The 24,183-nt window shown below is 72.1% G+C and carries 22 protein-coding genes; 14 read left to right on the forward strand and 8 right to left on the reverse strand.

All coding sequences use genetic code 11. From position 1 onward, the window contains the following. The first annotated feature begins 6 nt into the window (after nt 1–6). The 5 genes from ACPU2J_RS23465 (at nt 7) to ACPU2J_RS23485 (ending at nt 2,813) form a co-directional block, all read left to right on the forward strand. Entirely contained in the window at nt 7–351 is a 345-nt protein-coding gene (locus tag ACPU2J_RS23465; RefSeq protein WP_420079569.1) for a DUF3817 domain-containing protein, read from the forward strand. Then, nucleotides 348–644, forward strand: a complete 297-nt coding sequence (locus ACPU2J_RS23470) for an MTH1187 family thiamine-binding protein (protein WP_420079568.1) — start codon at nt 348–350, stop codon at nt 642–644. Before ACPU2J_RS23465 ends, ACPU2J_RS23470 begins: the two co-directional genes overlap by 4 nt. Nucleotides 645–808: 164 nt before the next feature. After that, nucleotides 809–1,507, forward strand: a complete 699-nt coding sequence (locus ACPU2J_RS23475; protein ID WP_423833936.1) for a hypothetical protein — start codon at nt 809–811, stop codon at nt 1,505–1,507. Then, complete coding sequence (locus ACPU2J_RS23480) at nt 1,504–2,184, forward strand: DUF4166 domain-containing protein (protein WP_361591568.1); 681 nt, start codon at nt 1,504–1,506, stop codon at nt 2,182–2,184. Before ACPU2J_RS23475 ends, ACPU2J_RS23480 begins: the two co-directional genes overlap by 4 nt. Further along, a complete protein-coding gene (locus ACPU2J_RS23485; protein ID WP_365069532.1) occupies nt 2,181–2,813 on the forward strand; it encodes a TetR/AcrR family transcriptional regulator in 633 nt (210 codons plus the stop codon). The genes ACPU2J_RS23480 and ACPU2J_RS23485 overlap by 4 nt, the downstream gene beginning before the upstream one ends. A gap of 49 nt (nt 2,814–2,862) precedes the next feature. Here the strand turns inward: ACPU2J_RS23485 and ACPU2J_RS23490 are convergent, their stop codons facing one another. Further along, complete coding sequence (locus ACPU2J_RS23490; protein ID WP_423833937.1) at nt 2,863–3,858, reverse strand: DUF5937 family protein; 996 nt, start codon at nt 3,856–3,858, stop codon at nt 2,863–2,865. Nucleotides 3,859–3,973: 115 nt separating this feature from the next. Here ACPU2J_RS23490 and ACPU2J_RS23495 point away from each other — a divergent pair, with 115 nt between their 5' ends. The 4 genes from ACPU2J_RS23495 (at nt 3,974) to ACPU2J_RS23510 (ending at nt 7,951) form a co-directional block, all read left to right on the forward strand. Continuing rightward, the gene (locus ACPU2J_RS23495) at nt 3,974–5,230 is read left to right on the forward strand and encodes an MFS transporter (protein WP_361591574.1); all 1,257 of its coding nucleotides are present in this window, start codon (nt 3,974–3,976) and stop codon (nt 5,228–5,230) included. Between the two features lie 21 nt (nt 5,231–5,251). Then, entirely contained in the window at nt 5,252–5,761 is a 510-nt protein-coding gene (locus ACPU2J_RS23500) for a MarR family winged helix-turn-helix transcriptional regulator (RefSeq protein WP_420079564.1), read from the forward strand. Nucleotides 5,762–5,833: 72 nt separating this feature from the next. Further along, nucleotides 5,834–6,163 carry a DUF3817 domain-containing protein gene (locus ACPU2J_RS23505; RefSeq protein ID WP_420079563.1) on the forward strand — a complete coding sequence of 110 codons (330 nt, stop codon included), beginning with the start codon at nt 5,834–5,836 and terminating at the stop codon, nt 6,161–6,163. Between the two features lie 87 nt (nt 6,164–6,250). Further along, nucleotides 6,251–7,951, forward strand: a complete 1,701-nt coding sequence (locus ACPU2J_RS23510) for an acyl-CoA mutase large subunit family protein (protein ID WP_365069529.1) — start codon at nt 6,251–6,253, stop codon at nt 7,949–7,951. Nucleotides 7,952–8,058: 107 nt separating this feature from the next. Here ACPU2J_RS23510 and ACPU2J_RS23515 read toward each other — a convergent pair whose 3' ends face one another. After that, nucleotides 8,059–8,679 carry a TetR/AcrR family transcriptional regulator gene (locus ACPU2J_RS23515; protein ID WP_361591582.1) on the reverse strand — a complete coding sequence of 207 codons (621 nt, stop codon included), beginning with the start codon at nt 8,677–8,679 and terminating at the stop codon, nt 8,059–8,061. 252 nt (nt 8,680–8,931) lie between these two features. On the opposite strand from ACPU2J_RS23515, the gene ACPU2J_RS23520 reads away from it, so the two are divergent. The 4 genes from ACPU2J_RS23520 to ACPU2J_RS23535 all read left to right on the forward strand — a co-directional run bounded on the left by ACPU2J_RS23520 (nt 8,932) and on the right by ACPU2J_RS23535 (nt 13,171). Beyond that, nucleotides 8,932–9,930: a tetratricopeptide repeat protein gene (locus tag ACPU2J_RS23520; protein WP_365069527.1), complete on the forward strand. Its 999-nt coding sequence runs from the start codon at nt 8,932–8,934 to the stop codon at nt 9,928–9,930. A 630-nt stretch (nt 9,931–10,560) separates the two neighbouring features. Then, nucleotides 10,561–11,202, forward strand: a complete 642-nt coding sequence (locus ACPU2J_RS23525; protein WP_399815639.1) for a DUF6230 family protein — start codon at nt 10,561–10,563, stop codon at nt 11,200–11,202. 108 nt (nt 11,203–11,310) lie between these two features. Then, nucleotides 11,311–11,883: a DUF6114 domain-containing protein gene (locus tag ACPU2J_RS23530; RefSeq protein ID WP_420079561.1), complete on the forward strand. Its 573-nt coding sequence runs from the start codon at nt 11,311–11,313 to the stop codon at nt 11,881–11,883. Next, nucleotides 11,873–13,171, forward strand: coding sequence for a hypothetical protein (locus tag ACPU2J_RS23535; protein WP_423833938.1), 1,299 nt, complete (start codon nt 11,873–11,875; stop codon nt 13,169–13,171). The genes ACPU2J_RS23530 and ACPU2J_RS23535 overlap by 11 nt, the downstream gene beginning before the upstream one ends. 99 nt (nt 13,172–13,270) lie before the next feature. Here ACPU2J_RS23535 and pyk read toward each other — a convergent pair whose 3' ends face one another. From pyk to pta, 3 genes are all read right to left on the reverse strand, one after another. Beyond that, entirely contained in the window at nt 13,271–14,701 is a 1,431-nt protein-coding gene (pyk, locus tag ACPU2J_RS23540; protein ID WP_361591592.1) for a pyruvate kinase, read from the reverse strand. A gap of 63 nt (nt 14,702–14,764) precedes the next feature. Beyond that, on the reverse strand, nt 14,765–15,979 hold the full coding sequence (locus tag ACPU2J_RS23545) for an acetate kinase (RefSeq protein WP_423833939.1): 1,215 nt from the start codon (nt 15,977–15,979) through the stop codon (nt 14,765–14,767). Nucleotides 15,980–16,040: 61 nt separating this feature from the next. Then, entirely contained in the window at nt 16,041–18,131 is a 2,091-nt protein-coding gene (gene pta / locus ACPU2J_RS23550) for a phosphate acetyltransferase (protein WP_420079559.1), read from the reverse strand. A gap of 270 nt (nt 18,132–18,401) precedes the next feature. Between pta and ACPU2J_RS23555 the strand changes: the two genes are divergently transcribed. After that, nucleotides 18,402–19,427 carry a 6-phosphofructokinase gene (locus tag ACPU2J_RS23555; RefSeq protein WP_420079558.1) on the forward strand — a complete coding sequence of 342 codons (1,026 nt, stop codon included), beginning with the start codon at nt 18,402–18,404 and terminating at the stop codon, nt 19,425–19,427. Nucleotides 19,428–19,484: 57 nt separating this feature from the next. Here ACPU2J_RS23555 and ACPU2J_RS23560 read toward each other — a convergent pair whose 3' ends face one another. The 3 genes from ACPU2J_RS23560 to ACPU2J_RS23570 all read right to left on the reverse strand — a co-directional run bounded on the left by ACPU2J_RS23560 (nt 19,485) and on the right by ACPU2J_RS23570 (nt 24,153). Continuing rightward, nucleotides 19,485–20,108 carry an XRE family transcriptional regulator gene (locus tag ACPU2J_RS23560; protein WP_420082349.1) on the reverse strand — a complete coding sequence of 208 codons (624 nt, stop codon included), beginning with the start codon at nt 20,106–20,108 and terminating at the stop codon, nt 19,485–19,487. Nucleotides 20,109–20,419: 311 nt separating this feature from the next. After that, nucleotides 20,420–22,708, reverse strand: coding sequence for a 1,4-alpha-glucan branching enzyme (gene glgB, locus ACPU2J_RS23565; RefSeq protein WP_423833940.1), 2,289 nt, complete (start codon nt 22,706–22,708; stop codon nt 20,420–20,422). Then, a complete protein-coding gene (locus ACPU2J_RS23570; RefSeq protein WP_420079556.1) occupies nt 22,705–24,153 on the reverse strand; it encodes a maltokinase N-terminal cap-like domain-containing protein in 1,449 nt (482 codons plus the stop codon). Before ACPU2J_RS23570 ends, glgB begins: the two co-directional genes overlap by 4 nt. Nucleotides 24,154–24,183 lie beyond the last annotated feature (30 nt).

Consider the following 24,183-nt stretch of genomic DNA (forward strand, 5'->3'; position numbering starts at 1 on the left):
TTCCACGTGGACATCAAGACCGCCTCCGCCCTGCACCGCCTGCGCCTCATCTCCGTCCCGGAGGCGCTGTCGTTCCCGGCCCTGCTGCTCTTCGGTTCGGTGCTGAGCCGGGTCTCGGACATCGACTACCTGATGATGCCGCTCGGTGTCCTGCACGGGATCCTCTTCGCCGTCTACGGGGTCATGCTGCTCGACGTGTGGGTCAAGGCGAAGTGGCCCTTCAAGAAGGTCCTGTTCTTCTTCGTGCTCTCGCTGATCCCCTTCGGCGGCCTGTACGGCGACAAGGTGCTCAAGCGCGAGGAGGCCGACAGCGTCGTGGCGGCCCGCGCCCGTGAGGCGGCCCAGGCGTGATCGTCGCGTTCTCGGTCACCCCGCTCGGGGTCGGTGAGGAGGTCGGCGAGTACGTCGCCGACGCGGTCCGCGTGGTCCGCGAGTCCGGGCTGCCCAACCGTACCGACGCCATGTTCACCACCGTCGAGGGCGAGTGGGGCGAGGTCATGGACGTGGTCCGGCGCGCGGTGGCCGCCGTCGAGGAGCGGGCGCCCCGCGTCTCCTTCATCCTCAAGGCGGACATCCGTCCCGGCGTCACCGACGGGATCACCTCCAAGATCGACACGGTGGAACGCCACCTCGCCCAGGGCTGACCGCCCGCCCGCGCCCCGAGAAAGCGCCCCCGGCCCACCGGCCGGGGGCGCTTCTGTCGTCCCCGGGGCCGGAGCGTGTGAGCGGGATCACCGTTGAGCGAGTGCTCAAATCTGGCTAGGGTCCCGGTTGAGCGATCGCTCAAAGAGGGGAAGTGGGGGGTGGGATGGGTCTGTACGTCGAGGCCGTGATCCGGGTGGGGATGGACGAGCTCTGGGAGCGCAGCCAGGACCCGGCCCTGCACCAGCGGTGGGACCTCAGATTCACCTCCATCGACCACCTCCCCCGGTCCGGGGACGAACCGCAGCGGTTCCGGTACGCGACCCGCGTGCTGCCCTTCGTCCGCGTCCACGGGACCGGCGTCTCCGCGGGGGAGCGCCGCCGGCCCGACGGGACGCGGGTGTCGGCCCTGCGGTTCGCCTCGGACCATCCGCTCTCCCTGCTCGCCGAGGGCAGCGGGTACTGGCGCTACGTCCCCGACGGCGACGGCATCCGCTTCCTCACCGGCTACGACTACCGGCCCCGCTGGGGCCGCTTCGGGGCCCTCGCCGACCGGTTCGTCTTCCGGCCGCTCATGGGCTGGGCCACCGCCTGGTCCTTCGACCGGCTGCGGCTGTGGTGCGAACGCGGCACCCCGCCGGGCCGGTCCCTCGCCCGCGCCGCGGGCGAGTGCGCCCTGCGCCTCCTGCTGACCCTGGCCGCCCTGCTGTACGCACCGCCGGCCGCGGCCCTCGCCGTCCTCGCCGGCGCGCTGCTGCTGCCGCCCCTGCCGGGCACCCCGGCCGCCCGCCGCTGCCTGCGCACCCCGCCCGGCCGCACCCCGGCCACCGCCCCGAGCCTGCTCGCCACCCTGGAGCCGTCGTGACGTCCATCTTCCGCGCCCACATGGGCGCCGACTTCGACCGGCTGCACCCGCAGCTCCAGCGCCGGTTCTCGGTCGGGCTGGCCGCGGGGGAGGGCTGCGTCGGGCGCGGCACCATGGACCGGATCTGGCACGGACCCGGCTACGTCAAGCCCTTCCTCCGGCTCGGCGGCACCCGCAACATCCTCGTGCCGCGCGCGGGCCGCGACATCCCCTTCGTCATCGAGAACCTCCCCTACCTCGACTCCTACGGGCGGGAGACCGTCACCTTCGTGCGCACCTTCCAGCTGCCCGGCGGCCCGCGCCGGTTCGACGCCACGATGGTCCACAGCCCCGAACGCGGCTGCGTCCTCGACTACCTGGGCACGCACCAGCACCTCGCCAGCGACCTGCACATGAGTGCCGAGCCCGACGGCTCACTGCTCATCCGCTCCGGCGAGCACCGCTTCCGCGAAGGCCCCGTCGACGTCCGCGTGCCCCACCTCATCGGCGGCGACGCCGAGGTGCGCGAGTCCTTCGACGAGACCACCGGGCGCTTCCGGATCCGGGTACGGGTGGTCAACCGGCGCTTCGGACCGCTCTTCGGCTACGAGGGCTCCTTCACCGCGGAGTACGTCGACGTCCGCGCGCACGGGGTCCGCGCCGGCCTGCGGCCCGTCCGTGAGGAGGTCCGCGCATGAGCGCCGCCACCCGGGAGAAGCTGCTCGAAGGAGCCCTGCGCACCCTCGTCGAGCAGGGCGTGGCCAAGACCTCGGCCCGCACCATCGCGGCCACCGCCGGGGTGGGGCAGGGGCTGATCTTCTACCACTTCGGCTCGGTGGACGAGCTGCTCGCCGCCGCCTGCCGGTACGGCGCCGAGCAGCGGGTGGCCCGCCACCGCGACCGGCTCGCCGCCGTCGGCAGCCTCGGCGCCCTGCTGGAGTTCGCCCGCGAGATGCACGCCGAGGAGCGGGCCGCCGGGTACGTCGCCATGCTCGGGCAGCTGCTGGCCGCCGGCCAGAGCTCACCCACCCTCGCGGCAGCCACCGCCGACGGGATCGGCCTGTGGATCGCGGAGCTGGAGGCGGTCCTCACCCGGCTGCTGGAAGCGACCCCGCTGGCCGGGTTCGCCGACCCCGCGGGACTGGCCAGGGCCACGGCCGCCTCCTTCGTCGGCATCGAGCTGTACGAAGGGGTGGACCCGGCGGGCGCCGGCCACGCGCTCGACGCCCTGGAACAGCTCGCCGGTCTGGCCTCCGTCCTGGAGGGCCTCGGGCCGCTCGGCCAGCGCGCGGTCCGGCACGGCCTGCGCCGCGGCACCCGCGGCTGACCACCGGCCGGGGCTGGCCCGCACGACCGTCCGGCCCGGCCCGGTCCGTTCAGCCCGCCGGCTCGCCCGAGGTCAGGGCGATCGCCAGCGGCGTGCGCTCGTAACGCACCTGGTGGCCGTGGCGGGCGGAGAGGAGCAGGCCCGCGTCCTGAAGGATCCGCAGGTGCGCCGAGACCGTGGACGGGGCCAGGCCGAGCCGGTGGGCCAGCGCCGTGGTGGAGGCGGGCTCCTCCAGCGCGCACAGCACGTCGGCGCGGCCCCGGCCCAGCAGCCGCGCCAGCGGGGCCGGGGTGTCCTCGCCCGCTGGGGTCCACAGGGCGCCGATGCCCCGGGCCGGGTAGACGACGGTCGGCTGCCAGGGCGGATCGAACCCGCCCGCGATCTGCGGCCAGACGAAGGCGCTCGGCATGAGGAGCAGTCCCCGGCCGCCCAGCACCCGCTCGTGGTGGGAGGGCCGCTCGATGGTCAGGGTGAGGGAGGCCGAGTCCCAGGACAGGTCCGGGTGCAGGCCGTCGAACAGCGCCTCCAGCCCCCCGGCGGCGAGCCGGCGCGAGTGGAAGAGGACGTCCGCCTCCAGCAGCGCCCGCAGCCGCGGCCAGTGCGGCTCGACCAGCGCGTTCCAGGCCCGCTCCAGCAGATCGGCCAGCTCCTGCACGGACCGCGCGGGATCGGCGAGCAGGGCCCGGCCGGTCTCGCTCACCAGCGCGCCCGGCGTGCAGACCAGCGCCCGGCGCATGTCCTCGCGCGCCGCGGCCGGGTCCGCCCCGCGGATCAGGGCGAGCTCCTCCTCGAAGGAGACCCCGGGCCCGCTCGGCGGCGGGCTGATGAAGTCGGCGCTGTGCCCCCGCCGCGGCATCAGCAGCCACAGCGGCCGCAGGTCCAGGCCGGCCGCCGCGGCCCGGATCCCCCGCAGCCAGGGCAGGTGGTAGCCCTGCCGGTCCGGCCGGGTGAGGGTGCGGACCGCCTCCTGGGTCTCCCACGCGGGCGACAGCGCGAACCGGCAGCGCAGCAGGTCCTCGTGCCCGAAGTGGTGGAGCAGCCCCATCGCGTCCCCTCCCTCCCGCCCCGGGCCCCTGCCCGCGGCGGGCCCCACTGTGCCCCAACATTCGGCCACTGGCGAATCCCTGGGGCCCCGCCCCCGCGGCCGGGACGCTGGACCCATGCCAGCCGACACCCTGGAGTCCGGGCGGTCCACGCCGCCGCCGGGCTACTCCGCCGTCTTCCGCACCCCGGAATTCCCGTCCGTCTTCGCCGCGCACCTGCTGTCCGTGCTCGGCCTGGTCGTCGCCGAGATCTCCCTCTCCGTCCTCGTCTTCCGGGTGACCGGCTCCCCCCTGATGAGCGCGCTCGCCTTCGCCCTCGGCTTCCTCCCGTACGCACTCGGCGGCACCCTCCTCGCCGGGATCGCCGACCGCTATCCGGCCCGGCGGGTGCTCGTCGTCTGCGACCTCGTCTGCGCCGCCTGCGCGGCGGCCATGGTCCTGCCCGGCACCCCCGTCGCCGTCCTCCTCGCCCTGCGGTGCGCGATGGCCTTCGTCGCCCCCCTCTTCCAGGGCACCCGCAACGCCTCCCTCGCGGACATCCTCGGCCCCGGCGAGGTCTACGTACTGGGCCGCTCGCTGATGCGCATGGTCGCCCAGAGCGCCCAGCTGGTGGGCTTCGGCCTCGGCGGGCTGCTGCTCACCGTGCTCGCGCCCCGCCAGGCCATCGCGCTGACCGCCGCCGGACTCCTCGGCTCCGCGCTCCTGCTGGCCCTCGGCACCCGCGACCGCCCCGCCCGCGCGGGGGTGCGCACCTCGCCGCTCGCCGGGATGCGGGCCGTCCTCGGCCGGCGCCGGCTGCGCGCGCTCACCCTGCTGTTCTGGCTGCCGTCGGTGTTCCTGGTCGTCCCCGAGGCGCTGCTCGCGGCGTACGCCGACGGCCTGGGGGCCGGCACCGCCGCCCTCGGGCTGCTGATGTGCGCCCTGCCCGTCGGCACCATCGCCGGGGAACTGTGGGCGGGCTCCGCGCTCAGCGCCCGGACCCGGTCGCGGATCGTCGCCCCGCTGGCCGCGGCCGGACTGCTGCCGCTGCTGCTCTACGCCGTACGCCCCGGCGTGGTCCTGGCCCTGGTCGCGCTGCTGCTCGCCGGACTGGCCCACGCCTACACCCTCGGGCTGGACCAGTGGTACGTCGACGCCGTTCCCGAGGACCTCCGCGGCCGGGCGATGACGCTGCTCAGCACGGGCCTGATGACCCTCCAGGGCGTCGGCATGGCCCTCGCCGGCGTCGCCGCCGAGTTCTTCCCCGTGCACCGGGTCGTCACCGGCGCCGGGGTGCTGGGCACGGCGGTCGTCCTGCTGCTCCTCGCCGAACTGCGGGCCGCCGCACGGGAGGAGGAACGACTGAAGGATGAGACGGGGCCTGCCGTGAAGTGACCTCCGGGTAGTGTCGGAGGCGTGCCCAAGCCGCTCAGCCTTCCCTTCGACCCCATCGCCCGAGCCGACGAGCTCTGGCAGCAGCGCTGGGGTCCCGTGCCCTCGATGGCCGCGATCACCTCGATCATGCGCGCCCACCAGATCCTGCTCGGCGAGGTCGACGCGGTCGTCAAGCCGTACGGGCTGACCTTCGCGCGGTACGAGGCCCTGGTGCTGCTCACCTTCTCCAAGGCCGGCGAACTGCCCATGTCGAAGATCGGCGAAAGGCTGATGGTCCACCCGACGTCGGTGACCAACACCGTCGACCGGCTGGTGCGGTCCGGGCTGGTCGCGAAGCGGCCCAACCCGAACGACGGCCGCGGCACCCTCGCCTCCATCACGGACAAGGGCCGCGAGGTGGTCGAGGCCGCCACGAAGGACCTGATGGCCGTGGAGTTCGGCCTGGGCGCCTACGACGCCGAGGAGTGCGCGGAGATCTTCGCCCTGCTGCGCCCGCTGAGGGTGGCGGCGGCCGACTTCGACGAGTCCTAGGGCCTCTCAGGCGGGGGCCGGGGCCGGGGGCCGCGTCAAGATCGAGCAAAACGGAAGGCTACGCTCGTCCGCATGAAACGAAGCGTGCTGACCCGCTACCGCGTCATGGCCTTTGTGACCGCGGTCATGCTCCTGATCCTCTGTGCCTGCATGGTGGCGAAGTACGGCTTCGACACCGGTGCCGACCTCACGTTCGTGGTCTCGCAGACCCACGGCGTGCTCTTCATGATCTACCTGGTCTTCGCCTTCGACCTGAGCTCCAAGGCCCGCTGGCCCTTCGGGAAGATGCTCTGGGTCATGGTCAGCGGCACGATTCCGCTGGCCGCGTTCTTCGTCGAGCGCAAGATCCGCGCCGAGGTCGAGCCGCTGGTCAGCGACGCCGTGGAGCCCGCCAAGGCCTGACGCGCGGCGCGCGTCACCCACCCCCGGGGCGAGTCCCCGGGGGTTTGCCATCGACATTTACTAGGACGTCCTAGTAAATTCGTGGGTATGGACGCTGACGCCATCGAGGAGGGCCGCCGCCGCTGGCAGGCCCGTTATGACAAGGCCCGCAAGCGCGAGGCAGACTTCACCACGCTCTCCGGCGACGAGGTCGAACCGGTCTACGGGCCCCGCCCCGGCGATGCCTACGAGGGCTTCGAGCGGATCGGCTGGCCCGGGGAGTACCCGTACACCCGCGGCCTGCACGCCACCGGCTACCGCGGCCGGACCTGGACCATCCGCCAGTTCGCCGGCTTCGGCAACGCCGAGCAGACGAACGAGCGCTACAAGATGATCCTGGCCGCCGGCGGCGGCGGGCTCTCCGTCGCCTTCGACATGCCGACCCTCATGGGCCGTGACTCCGACGACCCCCGCTCCCTCGGCGAGGTCGGCCACTGCGGCGTCGCCATCGACTCCGCCGCCGACATGGAGGTCCTCTTCAAGGACATCCCGCTCGGCGACGTCACGACCTCCATGACCATCTCGGGCCCGGCCGTGCCCGCCTTCTGCATGTACCTCGTCGCCGCCGAGCGCCAGGGCGTGGACCCCGCCGTCCTCAACGGCACGCTCCAGACGGACATCTTCAAGGAGTACATCGCCCAGAAGGAGTGGCTCTTCGAACCGGAGCCGCACCTGCGCCTCATCGGCGACCTCATGGAGTACTGCGCGAAGGGCATCCCGGCCTACAAGCCGCTGTCCGTCTCCGGCTACCACATCCGCGAGGCCGGGGCCACGGCCGCGCAGGAGCTCGCGTACACCCTCGCCGACGGCTTCGGCTACGTGGAGCTGGGCCTCTCCCGCGGCCTGGACGTGGACCACTTCGCCTCCGGCCTCTCCTTCTTCTTCGACGCGCACCTCGACTTCTTCGAGGAGATCGCCAAGTTCCGCGCGGCCCGCCGGATCTGGGCGCGCTGGATGAAGGAGGTCTACGGGGCGAAGAACGAGAAGTCGATGTGGCTGCGCTTCCACACGCAGACCGCAGGCGTCTCCCTCACCGCGCAGCAGCCGTACAACAACGTCGTGCGCACCGCGGTGGAGGCCCTCGCGGCCGTTCTCGGCGGCACCAACTCGCTGCACACCAACGCCCTCGACGAGACCCTCGCGCTGCCGAGCGAGCAGGCGGCCGAGATCGCCCTGCGCACCCAGCAGGTGCTGATGGAGGAGACCGGCGTCGCCAACGTGGCGGACCCCCTCGGCGGCTCCTGGTTCGTCGAGCAGCTCACCGACCGCATCGAGGCCGACGCCGAGAAGATCTTCGAGCAGATCAAGGAGCGCGGCCTGCGCGCCCACCCCGACGGCCGCCACCCCATCGGGCCGATCACCTCCGGCATCCTGCGCGGCATCGAGGACGGCTGGTTCACCGGCGAGATCGCCGAGTCGGCCTTCCAGTACCAGCGTTCCCTGGAGAAGGGGGACAAGCGGGTCGTCGGCGTCAACGTCCACCACGGTTCGGTCACCGGCGACCTGGAGATCCTGCGGGTCAGCCACGAGGTGGAGCGCGAGCAGGTCCGCATGCTCGCCGACCGCAAGGGCCGCCGCGACGACGCCAAGGTCGCCGCGTCCCTGAAGGCCATGCTGGACGCGGCCCGCGACGGGTCGAACATGATTCCGTCCATGCTGGACGCGGTGCGCGCCGAAGCCACCCTGGGCGAGATCTGCAACGCGCTGCGCGACGAGTGGGGCACCTACACCGAGCCGCCCGGCTTCTAGCCGGCCGTCGGCCCGCGGGTCCTCCAGGCCGGTCGCACTCCCTTCGTGGGGGTGCGGCCGGCCTTGTCGTACCCGGCTCCGCGTGGCGAGGCGGGCGGCCGCCGGGTTCAGGCCGGGGCCGCGCCCCGCAGGCCGTGCATCAGCAGGGCCGTGAAGGTGGCCACCCAGAGCTCGTCCACCGGCTCGGAGCTGACCAGCGCGCGGTGCACGACCGTGCCCGCGATCACGTCGAAGATCAGGTCCGTGGTGCGGCCGGCCAGGAAGGCGTCCTCCTCGTAGGGGAGTTCGCCGCGGGCCTGGGCCCGCTCGCGGCCCAGTACGACAAGACGTTTCTGCCGGTCGACGATGGCCGACCGGATCCGGTCGCGCAGGGCCTCGTCGCGGGTCGACTCGGCGACCACCGCCATCAGCGCGGTACGCGCCTCCGGGCGCCGCAGCAGCTGGGCGAACTGCAGGACGACGTTCTCGATGTCGGCCTCGAGGGAGCCCCGGTCCGGGAGTTCGAGCGCGTCGAAGAGCTCGGCGACCGCGTCCACCACCAGCTCGTTCTTGTTCGCCCAGCGCCGGTACAGGGTGGTCTTGGCGACCCCCGCGCGGGCCGACACGTCGCCCATCGTCAGCTTCGACCAGCCCAGCTCGACCAGTGCGTCCCGGGTCGCGGCGAGGATGGCGGCGTCCGCTGCCGCGCTGCGTGGACGACCGGTCCGGCCGGGGCTGGGGTTGCGCATGGCCGAGACCATACCCGTCGGTAGCCGAACGGGCGGCTGTGGTTCAGATCACGGTCCGGGTGGGGCCCCGGGGGAGCGCCGGGCGAGTTACGCTACGGCTCGTAGCGTAAGAGCGACAACCACGCGAATGAGCTACAGGCGCCAGGTGGGGACCCGGCGCCGCCCACAGCAACACGATCGCGCCGGCACGGTGGTACGGCCAATTCGCGCGATCTTTTTCGTCGGCGCGGGCACACGGGGGAGGATGTACGCATGCAGCCCAGAAACATGTCCATGAGCGGCGTCGTAGACCTCGCCGCGGTGAAGGCGGCCGGCGAGGCCAAGGCCAAGGCAGAACAGGCCCGTGCCGATGCGGCGCGGCAGGCCGCTCAGGGTGGCGGGGCCGGCCCGGCCGCCGGCGCCGTCCCGCCCTCGGCCCTCGTCGTCGACGTCGACGAGGCCGGCTTCGAACGCGACGTGCTCCAGCTCTCCGCCGAGGTCCCGGTCGTCCTGGACTTCTGGGCCGAGTGGTGCCAGCCGTGCAAGCAGCTCAGCCCGCTCCTGGAGCGCCTGGTCACCGAGGCGAACGGACGCCTCGTCCTGGCGAAGGTGGACGTCGACGCCAACCAGATGCTGATGCAGCAGTTCCAGATCCAGGGGATCCCGGCCGTCTTCGCCGTGGTCGCGGGTCAGGTGCTGCCGCTCTTCCAGGGGGCGGTCCCCGAGCAGCAGATCCGCGAGACCTTCGCCCAGCTGGTGCAGGTCGCCGAGGAGCGCTTCGGGATCATCGGCATCGAGGTCGACCCGAACGCCGAGGGTGCCGTTCAGGCCGGCCCCGCCGAGGTCCCCGCCGGCCCGTACGACGCGCTGCTGGAGGCGGCGGTCGTCGCCCTGGACGCCGGCGACCTGGGCGGTGCGGTCCAGGCGTACAAGAACGTCCTCGCGGACGACCCGGGCAACACCGAGGCGAAGCTGGGCCTGGCCCAGGCGGAGCTCCTGGCCCGCGTCCAGCACATGAACCCGCAGGCGGTGCGCGCCGCGGCCGCCGAGAACCCCCGCGACCCGGCGGCGCAGATCGCCGCGGCCGACCTGGATCTGGTGGGCGGGCACGTCGAGGACGCCTTCGGACGCCTCGTGGACACCGTGAAGGTCACGTTCGGTGACGACAGGGACGCCGTACGGGTCCGGCTGCTGGAGCTCTTCGAAGTGATCGGCGCGGACGACCCGCGGGTGACCGCGGCGCGCACGGCGCTCGCGCGGGTGCTCTTCTAGCCGGACCGCGCGCCCCCGCCCAGGGACCGCTCGGAGCCCGCTCCCCGCAGGCCTCCGGAGGCGGGCGGGCCGCCGCCGATTTGTTGACACGTAGATAAACAGCGGCCGCACTTTACCAAAACTTGGGAATTGCGGCCGCTGTTACTCGCAGTAAATCGAATCCTTCGAAGTGTCCGGTGTGTTCTCCGGTCCGCCGTTTTGTCATGGCCCAGGGCGGCACCCTGTGTGGCCGACGGACGGTTACAGGCAGCATTCAGGTTATCTGGCCGTTACCCGCCAGTAACGAACCCCCTTGTGCCCCGGCCGGGAATGGACCACGATCGGCGACGCTCGGTCCTTCCCGCAGAGCCGCTCACTCGGAGCCGCGGTGGAGGGTCCCCACCGGGCCGGCCGGTGGCAGTGGCACCGGCCGTGGGACAGGGGGGTCTCCGCCGCACCGGCGGGGCCTGTCCTCCAGGTTGCGCGAACGCGTGGCCCAGTGGTTGTCGCTCGGGGGTGAACGCCGGTGTATCGGACGTGGCACGGCCGCGGCCCGGCCGCCTGCGCTCCTTCCCGAGGACGTAGCACTTCTCCCATCCCAGGACGGGCTCTGCCCGGACCGGAGATGTACGTCCGAGAAGGAGGAACGAAATGAGTTCTCAGGTTCGTGGCGGGACCAGATGGAAGCGCTTCGCGCTCGTCATGGTGCCGAGCATCGCGGCCACCGCCGCGGTCGGTGTGGGTCTGGCGCAGGGTGCCCTCGCGGCGTCCTTCAGCGTCTCCGGTCAGGACTTCAAGGTCACGGCCGACAAGCTCGACGGTGACAACCTCATCCAGTACGGCGGCATCGCCGAGGGGCACGACCTCAAGGGCAATGCGAAGCACCACCCGGTGACCATCTCCGGGTTCAGCCACGCCGAGATCACCAACATGTGCCAGTCGCTGGTGACCCCGACGCCGCTGGGCAACATCACGCTGCAGCTGCGCACCGGCCACAAGGGCAAGCCGGCCGTCGCCGACAACATCTACCTGGATGTTGCGGAGCTCGACACGGACGCCGAGTTCAAGAACCTGGACATCGGTGTCGCGGTCGGCGACCCGAGCCACAAGACGAAGCCGCAGGCCGGCACCGTCGCCAGCCCCTACGCGTTCTCGCAGCGCGCGGACAAGGCGATCCTGACGAACGTGCGCCAGAAGGCGTGGGCGACCACCGCCGGTACGTTCAAGCTGCCCGACCTGAAGCTGCGTCTGCTCGGTGGCGACCAGCCGTGCTACCAGGACATCAAGGACTGAACAGGTCCTGGTGACTGACCGGACGGACGGGCGGCGGCGGCCGTCGCCGCCCGTCCCTCCGGGCTCCACAGAGTTCTCCGTACCACCGTTTCCAGGGAGCTGTTGTCCATGAACCCCCAGGCCCCGGTTTACGTTCGCGCAGAAGACGACGCCTGGCTCACCGTGGTGTACTACCACTTCCACGCCTGGCGCGGTCGCCGCCCCTTCTGGGCCGGGCTGTTCACGCTCCTCGGTGGCTTCCCGATCGCGTACTTCCCGTATGCGGACCTCCGGTTGGGCAACGTCAGTCTCGCCATGGCCACCACCGGCGGCGCCGGCGCACTGATCATCGGTGTACTGCTCATCACGCTCGGCCTGGCCCTGTGGTTCCAGCAGACCATCCGCGTCTTCGCCGGCGTGGCCTCGATCCTGCTGGCCCTGGTGTCCCTGCCGGTCTCCAACCTCGGCGGCTTCGGGATGGGCTTCATCTGCTCCCTCATCGGCGGCGCGCTCGCGCTGTCGTGGGCCCCCGGACAGCCGGTGGACGAGGAGCCGGCGGACCAGCCGCCGGCCGCCGTCGCCCTGACCAAGCCGGAGGCGATGGCGGGCACCCAGGGCATCCCGGGACCCCGCGAGACGGAAACGGCACACGCGACCGAGACGACTGCCCACGCCGATGGCGGGAGGAACAGTGCGGGGTGACGAGACGCAGCGGGCCGTGGCCCCGGGCGCAGAGTCCCGTGAGAGGAAGGGCCCGCGCCACGCGGCGCCCAGGAAGTCGCTGCTGAACAAGATCCAGATACCCGTCGGCAAGACGATGGCGCTCGCGGCGATGCCGACGGCCGTGTTCGTCGGGATGGGCATGGCGCCCAAGCTCGCCGTGGCCGACGACAAGGAGATCCCCTTCGCGCCCGGTCCGTGCGTGACCCGCTCGGACGAGCCCGCGGAGAACGAGTCGAAGTCCCCGTCGCCCAAGCCCTCGGCCACCCCTTCGCCGAGCGCGTCGGCCGGGGTGACGCCCAAGCCGTCCGCCTCGCCGTCGGCGTCCGGGGCGGCGAAGGCCAAGCCAGGTGCCTCCCCGAAGGCCCCCGAGCCCCCGGCCGAGAAGGGGACGACACCCTCCCCGGCCGCCACCGCGACCCCGTCCGCGACCACGAACCCGCTGGACCCGCTGGGTGTCGGTGACAAGATCAAGGACTTCTTCGACGGACTCGGCAAGCCCGCCGCGGACCCGAAGGCGACCCCGACCCCCACGCCGACCGGCACGGCCACCCCGGCGCCGGACCCGGTCGCGGACGCGATCCGCGACGCGGCGAAGAAGGCCGGCGCCGAGGTCGAGGAGCTGTCAGACGAGGTCAAGGACACCGTCAAGAAGCCGAAGGACGAGACGCCCAAGGGCGAGGACGAGGCCGACGACACGGCGGACAAGGCCGACAAGGCCGACAAGGCCGAGGACGACGCCGACGAGGACGGGCCGGAGAAGGGCCCGGACGGGAAGGAACCCTTCCCCTGTCCGACCTACGACGCCGAGGCCCTCGCCAACGCCGAGCTGGAACAGGGCATCCCCCTCGTTCCGGACGAGCCCTGGTACCTCGACAGCTCGCTGCTGACCCTCTACGGCCTGAACTACCACGGCATCGTCGAGGTGAAGACGGCCGGCGGGAAGACCAAGAAGGTACTGAAGTTCACGGCCGACTCCCTGGACATCAAGGACCTGTACCAGACGGTCGGGAAGGGCGGGAACGTCGCCCACCTGAAGTCCCGTCCGGGCTCCACGTCCAAGATCCGCGGCGGCACGGTGACGATGTACACCGAGAGCCTCAAGGGGAACCTCTTCGGACTGATCCCGATCGAGTTCACCCCGAACAGCCCGCCGCCCCTGAACGTCCCGTTCGCGTTCTTCACGAACGTCAAGGTCGTCCAGGCGGCGCAGTTCGGCGGGACCCTCACCGTCCCGGGCCTGAAGAACTACATCGGCCCGCCGGAGTAGTCCCGAGGCGTCGTACGCACCGAGGGCGGCACCCCGCAGCGCATGCGGGGTGCCGCCCTCGGTCTCTGTGCGGCAGAGTGCTCCGGCGGTGCGGAGGCGTCAGGCGCGGTCGACGCCGCCCAGGTGGTGGACCCGGACCATGTTGGTCGTGCCCGGGACGCCGGGGGGCGAGCCGGCGGTGATCACCATGGTGTCGCCCTCGTTGTAGCGGCCCAGCTTGAGCAGCTCGCCGTCCACCAGGTCGACCATCGCGTCGGTGGTGTCCACGTGCGGCACGATGTACGACTCCACACCCCAGCTCAGCGTGAGCTGGTTGCGGGTGTTGACGTCCGTGGTGAAGGCCAGGATCTGCTGGGTGGCGCGGTAGCGCGACAGGCGGCGGGCGGTGTCGCCGGACTGGGTGAAGGCGATGAGCGCCTGCCCGTCGAGGAAGTCGGCGATCTCGCAGGCCGCACGGGCCACGGAGCCGCCCTGGGTGCGCGGCTTCTTGCCCTGGACCAGCGGCTGGAGGCCCTTGGAGAGGAGCTCCTCCTCGGCGGCCGTGACGATCTTCGACATGGTCTTGACGGTCTCGATCGGGTACTGGCCCACCGAGGACTCGGCGGACAGCATGACCGCGTCCGCGCCGTCGAGGATCGCGTTGGCGACGTCCGAGGCCTCCGCGCGGGTCGGGCGGGAGTTGGTGATCATCGACTCCATCATCTGGGTCGCGACGATCACCGGCTTGGCGTTGCGGCGGCACATCTCGATGAGCCGCTTCTGGACCATCGGGACCTTCTCGAGCGGGTACTCCACGGCCAGGTCGCCGCGGGCCACCATCACCGCGTCGAAGGCCGCGACGACGGCCTCCATGTTCTCGACGGCCTGGGGCTTCTCCACCTTGGCGATGACCGGGACCCGGCGGCCCTCCTCGTCCATGACCCGGTGGACGTCCTTGACGTCGTTGGCGTCGCGGACGAAGGACAGGGCGACCATGTCGCAGCCCATCCGCAGGGCGAAGCGGAGGTCGTCGACGTCCTTCTCCGACAGCGCGGGGACGTTCACGGCGGCACCCGGCAGGTTGATGCCCTTGTGGTCCGAGATGACACCGCCCTCGATGACGATGGTCCGGACCCGCGGGCCCTCGACCTCGGTCACCCGGAGCTCGACGTTGCCGTCGTTGATCAGCACCTGGTCGCCCTTGGCGACGTCGCCCGGCAGGCCCTTGTAGGTGGTGCCGCAGATGGACTTGTCGCCCGGGACGTCCTCGGTGGTGATGGTGAACTCGTCACCGCGCACCAGCTCGACGGGACCCTCGGCGAAGGTCTCCAGGCGGATCTTCGGGCCCTGGAGGTCGGCGAGGACGCCGACGGCGCGCCCGGTGTCCTCGGAGACCTGCCGGACGCGGTCGTACCGCTCCTGGTGTTCTGCCTGGGATCCGTGGCTGAAGTTGAATCGGGCCACGTTCATGCCTGCCTCGATGAGTGCTTTCAGCTGCTCATACGAGTCGACGGCGGGGCCCAGCGTGCAGACGATTTTGGAACGGCGCATGAAGCGGATCCTATCCGGTTTGTTTCGTAGCGGAATATTCCGTCTGGTGGAAAGTCCAAGTGACTAGCGGGTAACCAACGCGTACGCCTGGGTGGCGATCTCCAGTTCCTCATCCGTCGGAACCACCGCCACGGCCACCCGGGCATGATCCGCCGAAATCAGCCGCGGACGCGCGGAGCGCGCCGCATTGGCCTCGGGGTCCAGCACCAGACCGAGCCCGTCCAGGCCCTCCACCGCGGCCTCCCGGACCTGGTGGGCGTTCTCGCCCACACCTGCCGTGAAGGCCACCGCGTCCACCCGGCCGAGCACCGCGGAGTACGCGCCGATGTACTTCTTCAGCCGGTGCACGTACGCGTCGAAGGCGAGGCGCGCCGTCTCGTCGCCCTCGCCCGCCCGCCTCAGCACCTCTCGCATGTCGTTGTCCCCGCACATGCCCAGCAGACCGCTCTTCTTGTTCAGGAGCGAATCGATCTCATCCACCGAGAAGCCGCCCACCCGCGCCAGGTGGAAGACGACCGCCGGATCGAGGTCGCCCGAACGGGTCCCCATGACCAGCCCCTCCAGCGGGGTCATCCCCATGGACGTCTCCACGCAGACCCCGCCCCGCACGGCCGAGGCGGAGGCGCCGTTGCCCAGGTGCAGCACGATCACGTTCACGTCCGCCACCGGCCGGCCCAGCAGGGCGGCCGTCGCCCGCGACACGTAGGCGTGGGAGGTGCCGTGGAAGCCGTACCGCCGCACGGAGTACCGCTCGGCCGTCGCCGCGTCGATCGCGTACCGGGCCACGTGCTCCGGCATGGTCGCGTGGAAGGCGGTGTCGAAGACGGCGACCTGGGGGACGTCCGCGCGCAGCGAGCGGGCGACCTCGATGCCGGTGATGTTCGCCGGGTTGTGCAGCGGGGCCAGGGGGATCAGGCTCCGGATCTCCGCCAGCACCTCCTCGTCGATCACCGTGGGCCGGGTGAACCGCGTCCCGCCGTGCACCACCCGGTGCCCCACCGCCGCGAGCTCGGGGGAGTCCAGCCCCGTACCGTCGGCGGCGAGTTCGGCCGCCACCGCCTTCAGCGCCGCCTCGTGGTCCGCGATCGGGCCCGTCCGCTCCCGCCTGCCGCCGGCCGCGGCGGCACCGGCGAGCGGTTCGTGCACCAGCCGGGAGGTCTCCTCGCCGATGCGCTCCACCAGGCCGGAGGCCAGCCGGGACCCGTCCGCCATGTCGAGCAGCTGGTACTTGACGGACGAGGAACCGGAGTTGAGGACGAGTACGCGCGATGCGGTCACGGTGGGGTCTTTCCTTTGTCGCGGGCGGTGGGGCGAAGGAGGGGGAGGGGAGGTTCGGGGCTCAGGCCGGGCCGGCCGGACCCGGCGCGCCCTGCGACTGGATCGCGGTGATGGCGACCGTGGTCACGATGTCCTGAACCAGGGCGCCGCGCGAGAGGTCGTTGACCGGCTTGCGCAGGCCCTGGAGCACCGGGCCGACCGCGACCGCGCCGGCGGAACGCTGCACGGCCTTGTACGTGTTGTTGCCGGTGTTGAGGTCCGGGAAGATCAGCACGGTGGCGCGCCCGGCCACCGCGGACCCGGGCAGCTTGGTCGCCGCCACCGAGGGCTCCACGGCCGCGTCGTACTGGATCGGGCCCTCGATCTGCAGGTCGGGGCGCTGCGCGCGGACGATCTCGGTGGCCTTGCGGACCTTGTCCACGTCCGCGCCCGAGCCGGAGGTGCCCGTCGAGTACGAGAGCATCGCGATCCGCGGCTCGACCCCGAAGGAGGCCGCGGTGGTGGCCGACTGGACCGCGATGTCGGCGAGTTGCTCGGCGTTCGGGTCCGGGTTGACCGCGCAGTCGCCGTACACGAGGACCCGGTCGGCCAGGCACATGAAGAAGACCGACGAGACGATCGACGCCTCGGGCCTGGTCTTGATGATCTCGAAGGCCGGACGGATGGTCGCGGCGGTGGAGTGCACCGAGCCGGAGACCATGCCGTCGGCCAGGCCCCGCTGGACCATCAGCGTGCCGAAGTAGTTGACGTCGGTGACCACGTCGTGGGCCAGCTCCACGGTCATGCCCTTGTGCGCGCGGACCTCGGCGTAGTACTCGGCGAAGCCCTCCCGCAGCGGGGAGGTCGCCGGGTCGATGAGCTGCGCGCCCGAGATGTCGACGCCGAGGTCGGCCGCCTTCTTCAGGATCGCCTGCTCCTCGCCCAGCAGGGTCAGGTCGCAGACCCCCCGGCGCAGCACCACGTCCGCGGCGCGCAGCACCCGCTCCTCGGCGCCCTCCGGCAGGACGACGCGGCGGCGCTCCGACCGGGCGCGCTCCAGCAGCTCGTGCTCGAACATCATCGGGGTGACGCGCTCGGACCGGGCCACCGAGAGCAGGTCGCGCAGCCGGACCGTGTCCACGTGGCGTTCGAACAGGCCGAGCGCGGTCTCCAGCTTGCGCGGGGTGGCGGAGTTCAACCGGCTCTGCAGGGAGAAGAGTTCGGCGGCGGTGGGGAAGCTGTTGCCGGCCACCGACACCACGGGCGTGCCCGGCGCCAGCTTGGAGGCCAGCGTCAGGACCTCCGGGCTGGGGCGCTCGTTCAGGGTGAGCAGCACGCCGGCGATCGGCGGGGTGCCGGAGGTGTGGGCGGCCAGCGCGCCGACGACCAGGTCGGAGCGGTCGCCGGGGGTGACCACCAGGCAGCCCGGGGTCAGGGCGTTCAGGAAGTTCGGCAGCATGGCGCCGCCGAAGACGAAGTCCAGGGCGTCGCGGGCCAGGCCCGCGTCGTCGCCGAGGAGCACCTCGCCGTCGAGCGCCCGGGTGATCTGGGCGACGGTCGGGGCGGACAGCGACTTGTCGTCCGGCAGGACGTAGCAGGGCACGGGGAGGCGGGCGGCGAGCCGCTCGGCTATGGAGTCGCGGTCCTCCGCGGCCACGCGGTTGACGACCATCGCGACGACGTGGCAGCCCAGGCTCTCGTAGGCGCGATAGGCGTTGCGCGCCTCGGCGCGCACGGCCTCCGCGGGGTGCTTGGTACCGCCCACGACGGGGACGACGACCGCGCCCAGTTCGTTGGCGAGGCGGGCGTTGAGCGCCAGCTCGTCGGGGAGGTTGGTGTCCGCGTAGTCGGTGCCGAGGACGAGGACGACCTCGTAGTCGCGGGCCAGCCGGTGGTAGCGGTCGACCAGCTGCGACACCAGCTCGTCGGTGCCCTTCTCGGCCAGGATCGCCGAGGCCTCCTCGTATTCCATCCCGTAGGCCGTCGACGCGTCCTGGTCGATCCGGTAGCGGGCCTTGAGCAGCTCGAAGAGGTGGTCGGGTGCGTCGTGGAGCAGCGGGCGGTAGACGCCGACCCGGGCGGTCTGCCGGGTCAGGAGTTCCATGATTCCCAATTCGACGACCTGGCGGCCGTCCCCCCGCTCGATACCGGTCACGTACACGCTGCGCGTCACGCGTGCTCTCCGTCTCTGGTCTGATCGATTGACCCGGTTGGGATGGGCTTGCCCTCTTGACAATACCTCTACGGATGGCTAAGGCGCCCCTGGGGCGAAGGGCCCCGGAGGAGGGGGCCGAAGGCCTTCCCGGCCGACCGGCACCGGGCGCGCCGCACCCCCGGCCCGTGGAACAATCGGACACGCTTCATCACATACCCCCTTCATATGTACGGCCGCCCGCCCGCACCCGGACGGCCAGGTACGTCCAGGAGCAGGAGACACAGCACGATGCGTATCGGAGTTCTCACCGCAGGCGGCGACTGTCCGGGGCTCAACGCTGTCATCCGGTCGGTCGTACACCGCGCCGTCGTCGGACACGGGGACGAGGTCATCGGCTTCGAGGACGGGTTCAAGGGCCTCCTCGACGGCCACTACCGCCCCCTCGACATCAACGCCGTCAGCGGCATCCTCGCCCGCGGCGGCACCATCCTCGGGTCGGCGCGCATGGAGCGGGCCCGGCTGCACGAGGCCGCCGCGCACGCGCACGAGCTGGCGACGCGCTACGGCATCGACGCGCTCATCCCGATCGGCGGCGAGGGCACCCTCACCGCCGCCCGGATGCTCTCGGACGCGGGCATGCCGGTCGTCGGCGTCCCGAAGACCATCGACAACGACATCTCCTCCACCGACCGCACCTTCGGCTTCGACACCGCGGTCACGGTCGCCACCGAGGCCATCGACCGCCTCAAGACCACCGCCGAATCGCACCAGCGGGTGATGGTCGTCGAGGTCATGGGCCGCCACGCGGGCTGGATCGCCCTGGAGTCGGGCATGGCCGGCGGCGCCCACGGCATCTGCCTGCCGGAACGCCCCTTCGAGGTGGACGCGCTGGTGAAGATGGTCGAGGAGCGGTTCGCCCGCGGCAAGAAGTTCGCCGTCGTCTGCGTGGCGGAGGGCGCCCACCCGGCCGCCGGTTCCATGCCCTACGAGAAGGGCGCGATCGACGCCTACGGCCACGAGCGCTTCGCCGGCATCGGCAACCGCCTCGCCATCGAGCTGGAGCACCGCCTGGGCAAGGAGGCCCGCCCGGTCATCCTGGGCCACGTCCAGCGAGGGGGCACCCCTACCGCGTACGACCGGGTCCTCGCGACCCGTTTCGGCTGGCACGCCGTCGAGGCCGTGCACCGCGGCGACTACGGCAACATGACCGCCCTGCGCGGCACCGACATCGTGATGGCGCCGCTGGCCCACGCGGTCACCGAGCTGAAGACCGTTCCCGGGGACCGGATGTACGAGGCCGAGTCCGTCTTCTGACCCGGCGCCCGCAGGCCCTGCCGGCCGGGACCCGGGTCCCGGTCCGCCGGGCACGCGCTACGACGACCCGCCCGCGAGCTGCCAGAAACGCTCGACGATCCCCGCGAGGAACTCCCGGCCCGCGTCGCCGCTCCCGGCCCCGCCCTCGGCGCCGCCCCAGCTGAGGGTCGCCACCATCCGCGACTGGTAGTCCCCGTGCAGCCGCTCCAGCACCTGCTCCAGGTGGTGCTTGGGGATCGGCAGCAGCTTGCCCAGCGGCTTCACGTAGGCCTGCCAGCGCGTGGTGACCGCGCTGCGCAGCAGTTCGGCGAGCTCCTCGTGCTTGCCGGTCGCCGTCACGAACTGGGCCAGGGTCAGGCCGAGCACCGTCGCCAGGGCCGCGGACTGCCGCTCGTTGCCCTTCCAGCGCCCGGTGTCCTCCATCTTCTGGTAGGCGTTCGTCTCGAGGCCGATGCGCCGGGCCAGTTCGTCCGCGGCCAGGCCCCGGGCGATCCGGTGCTCCCGCAGGGTCACCGGTTCGGCGAGGAGTTCGCCGGGCGAGCACCACAGGACGCCGGCCAGCGCGGTCAGCTCGGCTGACGAGGGCGATATCTCGCCACGCTCCCAGGCCATTACGGTCTCGGGTGCGACGACGAGTCCGTACTGGGCACGCAGGCCGTAGGCGACATGACCGGGAGCCATGCCCAGGGCCGCGCGCAGACGGCGCGCGGCGGGGGCATTGAAAGGTGGGCTGGAGTGCACACCGCACACCGTAGAAGTCGCCGGCCCACGGCGCCTACAGACCAAACAAACAAGCCCATACCTCGGAGGAACATCCGAGAAAAGTACGGGCAATTACCGGTTTTCCCAGCGACTGTCCGGTAATCGGTGAACTCGAAGATCCTTTCATGTATACGGTTCCAGCCATTCCGCTCCGGCGCAACACTCCTCACAGGCTCCACACGAAATGTCCCCGGGGGCGCGCCGGTCCCCGGGGACTCCGGACCTCCCCGTTACGGCCTGAGCCAGATCGTCGCCAGCGGCGGCAGGGTCATCCGCAGGCTGGCCGGACGGCCCTGGGCCGGCACCGGCTCGGGCCGCAGCGGCTTTGCGTGGTGCACTCCGCTGCCGCCGTACGCCTCCAGGTCGGTGTTGAGCACCTCGCGCCACAGCGGCACCTCCTCCGGCACCCCGATCCGGTAGCCGTGCCGGACCACGGGCGAGAAGTTCGAGACCGCCAGCAGCTGGGAGCCGTCCTGCGCGTAGCGGAGGAACGCGAAGACGTTGTCCTCCGCCGCGTCCGCCTCCACCCAGGCGAACCCCTCGGGCACGCTGTCGCGCTCCCACAGGGCGGGCGCCGCCGTGTACGTCCGGTTCAGGTCCCGCACGAGGGCGCGCACCCCCCGGTGGTCACCGGCCGCCGCATAGGACTCGTCCAGCACCCACCAGTCCGGCCCGTACATCTCCGACCACTCCGAACCCTGCGCGAACTCCTGCCCCATGAAGAGCAGTTGCTTGCCCGGGTGGGCCCACATGAAGCCCAGGTACGCCCGGTGCGCGGCCCGCTGCTGCCACCAGTCCCCGCTCGGCATCTTCGACACCAGCGAGCGCTTGCCGTGCACCACCTCGTCGTGCGAGATCGGCAGCACGTAGTTCTCGCTGAACGCGTACACCATCCCGAAGGTCATGTCGTGGTGGTGGTACTTGCGGTGCACCGAGTCCTTCGACATGTAGCGCAGCGTGTCGTGCATCCAGCCCATGTTCCACTTCAGGCCGAAGCCCAGCCCGCCCGAGTCCGTCGGCCGGGTCACCCCGTTCCAGGCGGTGGACTCCTCCGCGATCGTCACCACGCCCGGGCAGCGCCGGTACACCGTCGCGTTCATCTCCTGGAGCAGGGCCACCGCGTCCAGGTTCTCCCGCCCGCCGTGCTCGTTCGGCGACCACTCGCCCTCGTTGCGGGAGTAGTCGAGGTAGAGCATCGAGGCCACCGCGTCCACGCGCAGCCCGTCCACGTGGAACTCCTCGCACCAGTACACCGCATTGGCGACGAGGAAGTTGCGCACCTCCTTGCGGCCGTAGTCGAACTCCAGGGTCCCCCAGTCCGGGTGCGCGGCCCGCCGCGGGTCGTGGTGCTCGTACAGCGGCCGGCCGTCGAACTCCGCCAGCGCCCACTCGTCCCGCGGGAAGTGTGCCGGCACCCAGTCGACGATCACCCCGATCCCGGCCCGGTGCAGGGAGTCCACGAGGAAGCGGAAGTCGTCCGGACCGCCCATCCGCGAGGTCGGCGCGTAGAAGCCGGTCACCTGGTAGCCCCAGGAACCGCCGAAGGGGTGCTCGGCCACCGGCATGAACTCCACGTGCGTGAAGCCCAGGTCCTTGACGTACGCGGGCAGCTGCTCCGCCAGCTGCCGGTAGCTGAGCCCCGGCCGCCAGGAGGCCAGGTGCAGCTCGTACACCGAGAGGGGAGCCTGGTGCGGGGGCCTGCTGCCGCGCGCGGCCATCCAGTCGGCGTCCTGCCACGTGTAGGCGGACTCCGTGACCACCGACGCGTTCGCCGGCGGCACCTCGGCGGCCCGCGCCATCGGGTCGGCGCGCAGCGTGTGGCTGCCGTCCGGGCGGGTGATGTCGTACTTGTACAGGGTGCCCGCGCCCACCCCCGGCAGGAACAGCTCCCACACCCCGCTCGACCCCAGCGACCGCATCGGGTGGGCGACGGAGTCCCAGTAGGAGAAGTCGCCCGCGACCCGGACGCCCTGGGCGTTCGGGGCCCACACCGTGAACCGGGTCCCCATGACCCCCTGGTGCTCCATCGTCCGCGCGCCCAGAGCCGTCCACAGCTGCTCGTGCCGGCCCTCGCCGATCAGGTGCAGGTCCAGCTCGCCGAGGGCGGGCAGGAAGCGGTACGGGTCGTGCACCTCGATCTCGTCGCTGTCGTACGCCACCAGCAGCCGGTACTCCGGCACCCCGGTCAGCGGCAGCAGCCCCGAGAACAGCCCGTCGCCCTCGTCGAACAGCTCGGCCCGCAGCCCCTTCGCCACGATCGTGACGGACTTGGCGTACGGGCGCAGCACCCGGAAGGACACCCCGCCCCGCTGCGTCCGGGCCCCCAGTACCGCGTGCGGATCGTGGTGGCGGCCCTCCAGCAGCCGCGCGCGTTCCTCGCTCCCGAGCGCCGGCGCCGGCCGGACCCCGTGTGGCGGGGCGGCCCGCCGGGCCCGTGGGGTACGGGGCTTCTTCGGCGCCGCGGGGGCGGGTACGGACTCGTCGCGGACGGTCGGTGACGGCTGTCGTGCGGCGCTCACGCGAGCGGCCTCCTCGGGGGCTTCGGGTGGGGGTGCGGATGGGGGGCGGTACCGGGGACGGGCGGGGCCGGCGGCATCCGGTGCGCGGGCCGCACCGGCTCCGAGAGCCGCCGGACCGCGGCCATCGGCACGTGCAGCCAGTCGGGCCGGTGCCGGAACTCGTACCGGGCCTCGTACACCGCCTTGTCGGTCTCGTACGCCCGCAGCAGGACGGGATCCTCGCGCGGGTCCCGGCCCGTGGTGCGGGCGTAGCCCTCGCAGAAGGCCGATCGGCAGTCGTCCGCCCAGGCGGGGGCGAACGGCCGGTGCGAGCGGGCGGCGTAGTCGAAGGAACGCAGTATCCCGGCGATGTCGCGCACTGCCGGTTCGGGACGGCGCCGGTCGGCCAGCGGCCGGGCCGGCTCGCCCTCGAAGTCGATCAACGACCAGGTGCCGTCGAGGGTGCGCAGGGTCTGACCCAGATGGAGGTCCCCGTGGATGCGCTGGGCCGAGACCCCGGTCCCGCGGGAGGCGGCCAGGGCGTCGAAGGCGCCCCGCAGGCCCGACTCGTACGGGCGCAGCGCCGGCACCTCGCGGGCGGTGGCGGCCAGCCGCGCCGTCATCCCCGCGGCGAGCCGGGCCGTCTGGTCGGGATCGAGGGCCACGGTGGGCAGCGCACCGGCGAGCGCGCTGTGCACCTCGGCGGTGGCCCGGCCCAGCGCGTGCGCCTCGGTGGTGAAGTCCGCCCCGGCGGCCAGCCGGCGCAGCGCCAGCTGCCAGCCGTCGTCCGAGCCGCGCAGGTACGGCTGGAGCACGCCCAGGGTCAGCGGCTCGCCGCCGGCATGCTCGGCCTCGTACCAGGCGACGGGCGCCGGGACCCGGGTGCAGCCCGCGGCGGCGAGGGCCCGCGGCAGCTCCAGGTCCGGGTTGACGCCCGGACCGACCCGCCGGAACACCTTGAGGATGAACGAATCTCCGTAGATGAGCGAGGAGTTCGTCTGCTCCCCGGACAGCGGGCGCGGAGCGAGCCCCGCCGGGATCGGCGTGAGCGGGTCCCGGTCGAAACGCAGCGGTCCCAGCGTCCCGGGGGAGCGCAGCCGCTCCAGCAGCATGGCCGCTAGCCGCGGGTCCCCCAGCGCCTCGTAGACCGCGCGCCCGGCGTACGGGCCGTCCTCGGGGTGCCCGATCAGCGTGGGCGCGAGCGCGGGCGGCAGGGACGGGCGCACCCCCAGCAGCAGCTGGTAGCAGTCCCCGTCGACGTCGAGGAGCAGGTGCAGCAGCCCGGGGGTGGAGCCCGGGGGCAGCAGATCGGCCGCCGACACGATCCTGAGCCCGCTGATGGTGCGCCCCTTGCCCGCGAACCAGCGCTGCGCGGGCAGCCAGGCCCGCAGCATCGGTTCGAGTGGGGCGATCCCGGCGGCCCGGTCGGCCGTGAGCCGGCTCCGGGCGGATGCAGCCTCCGACATGGCGTCGCGTCCTTTCCCCGGGCCGTCACA

Origin of the sequence: Streptomyces manipurensis (assembly GCF_049570255.1) — a bacterium.
Taxonomy (GTDB): domain Bacteria; phylum Actinomycetota; class Actinomycetes; order Streptomycetales; family Streptomycetaceae; genus Streptomyces; species Streptomyces manipurensis.

Excerpts from the sequence above, each read along its gene's own strand:
- ACPU2J_RS23505 (WP_420079563.1), top strand. The coding sequence starts at position 5,834 with ATGAAACGAAGCGTGCTGACCCGCTACCGCGTCATGGCCTTTGTGACC.
- ACPU2J_RS23555 (WP_420079558.1), top strand. The coding sequence starts at position 18,402 with ATGCGTATCGGAGTTCTCACCGCAGGCGGCGACTGTCCGGGGCTCAAC.
- ACPU2J_RS23560 (WP_420082349.1), bottom strand. The coding sequence starts at position 20,108 with ATGGCTCCCGGTCATGTCGCCTACGGCCTGCGTGCCCAGTACGGACTC.
- ACPU2J_RS23510 (WP_365069529.1), top strand. The coding sequence starts at position 6,251 with ATGGACGCTGACGCCATCGAGGAGGGCCGCCGCCGCTGGCAGGCCCGT.
- pyk (WP_361591592.1), bottom strand. The coding sequence starts at position 14,701 with ATGCGCCGTTCCAAAATCGTCTGCACGCTGGGCCCCGCCGTCGACTCG.
- ACPU2J_RS23490 (WP_423833937.1), bottom strand. The coding sequence starts at position 3,858 with ATGGGGCTGCTCCACCACTTCGGGCACGAGGACCTGCTGCGCTGCCGG.
- ACPU2J_RS23475 (WP_423833936.1), top strand. The coding sequence starts at position 809 with ATGGGTCTGTACGTCGAGGCCGTGATCCGGGTGGGGATGGACGAGCTC.
- ACPU2J_RS23520 (WP_365069527.1), top strand. The coding sequence starts at position 8,932 with ATGCAGCCCAGAAACATGTCCATGAGCGGCGTCGTAGACCTCGCCGCG.
- ACPU2J_RS23525 (WP_399815639.1), top strand. The coding sequence starts at position 10,561 with ATGAGTTCTCAGGTTCGTGGCGGGACCAGATGGAAGCGCTTCGCGCTC.
- ACPU2J_RS23495 (WP_361591574.1), top strand. The coding sequence starts at position 3,974 with ATGCCAGCCGACACCCTGGAGTCCGGGCGGTCCACGCCGCCGCCGGGC.
- ACPU2J_RS23485 (WP_365069532.1), top strand. The coding sequence starts at position 2,181 with ATGAGCGCCGCCACCCGGGAGAAGCTGCTCGAAGGAGCCCTGCGCACC.
- ACPU2J_RS23570 (WP_420079556.1), bottom strand. The coding sequence starts at position 24,153 with ATGTCGGAGGCTGCATCCGCCCGGAGCCGGCTCACGGCCGACCGGGCC.
- ACPU2J_RS23515 (WP_361591582.1), bottom strand. The coding sequence starts at position 8,679 with ATGCGCAACCCCAGCCCCGGCCGGACCGGTCGTCCACGCAGCGCGGCA.
- ACPU2J_RS23530 (WP_420079561.1), top strand. The coding sequence starts at position 11,311 with ATGAACCCCCAGGCCCCGGTTTACGTTCGCGCAGAAGACGACGCCTGG.